Raw genomic sequence first — 1,290 nt, 5'->3', positions numbered from 1 at the left:
GGTGCGCACCGTCGACATCAGCCTGCAATCGGAACTCGCCACCATCCGCGAAGTTTCGCGCATCGCCGAGCGCATGGGCCGCGTCCACGACATCATGCTGATGATCGATCTCGGCGATCTCCGCGAAGGCATCTGGCCGAACGACCTGATCCCCACGGTTGAGCAGATCCTGCAGTTCAAGGGCGTGCGCATCGCCGGCATCGGCACCAATCTCGGCTGCTTCGGCGCCATCATGCCGACGCCGGAAAACCTTGGGCAGCTCGTCGCCCATGCCTACAAGACCGAGCGCCTGTCCGGCAAAAGCCTCGACGTGATTTCCGGCGGCGCCTCGTCGTCGCTGCCGCTGCTGCTCGAAGGCAGGCTTCCGGCCGGCATCAACAATCTGCGCGTCGGCGAGGCGATCCTGCAAGGTGGCGTCGAAACCTTCCGCGATGTGCCATGGGCCGAGCTCGAGCCCGATGCCTGCCGGCTGACCAGCGACATCATCGAGGTCAAGCTCAAGCCGTCACGGCCGATCGGCCAATCGGGCTACGACGCCTTCGGCAACCAGCCGGTCTTCCCCGACGAGGGCGATAGGCTGCGCGCCATCGCCAATATCGGCCGCGAGGACGTGCTGGTCGAGGGGCTGACGCCGATCGCCAGGGGGATCCGGGTGCTGGGCGCCTCCAGCGACCATCTGCTTTTGGATGTCGCCGATGCCGACCCGCCGCTGGCCGTCGGCGACCGCGTCGCCTTCCGCATGAGCTATGGCGCCATGCTTTTGGCGATGACCTCGGAATATGTCGAGAAGGCCCCGATGCACGATGTCGAGGATTTTTCCGGCCGCAAGATGGTGCAGATCTCCGCCGGGCCGGGGGCTGCCGGCATCCTGGCCCGGGAAGGCACCGGCGCGCGGCTGGAGGCGATGAATTTCGATGTCGTGGAACTCGCCGATGTCGAGCGGCCGCCATCGGGGCTGATCCGGCTGGCCGCCGGCACCGACCGTCGCGTCGCGCATAAGGCTCTGACCGCAACGGCGCGCGCCACGCATTCCTTCGGCCTGATCTGGATCGATTCCATCGCCGCCCTGATGCCTGAGGACGAGGACGGCATCGACCTGCCGGAAGGCTCGGTCCTGGCGCGATCGCTTGGCCTCGACCACAAGGCGGGCGCCCTGCAGCCGCAACTGTCGCCGGAGAATGTCGTCATCGTCGGCTTGCGCCACGCCGATCCGGCCGAGGCGCGGGTGCTGAAGGATTCGCGCGTCTCCGCCTTCACCATGACCGATATCGACGCCATGGGCATGCGCGA

At 66.9% G+C, this 1,290-nt stretch carries 1 protein-coding gene; it reads left to right on the top strand.

Features of this window, described 5'->3' with window-relative positions; translation table 11 throughout:
• Positions 1–1,290: arginase family protein (locus EN969_RS31505; protein WP_127419756.1), on the top strand; the 1,290-nt coding region annotated here is incomplete at both ends.

This window comes from Mesorhizobium sp. M7A.F.Ca.CA.003.01.2.1, from assembly GCF_003998945.1.
GTDB lineage: Bacteria > Pseudomonadota > Alphaproteobacteria > Rhizobiales > Rhizobiaceae > Mesorhizobium > Mesorhizobium ciceri.
This window is presented reverse-complemented; position numbering and strand designations above follow the sequence as displayed.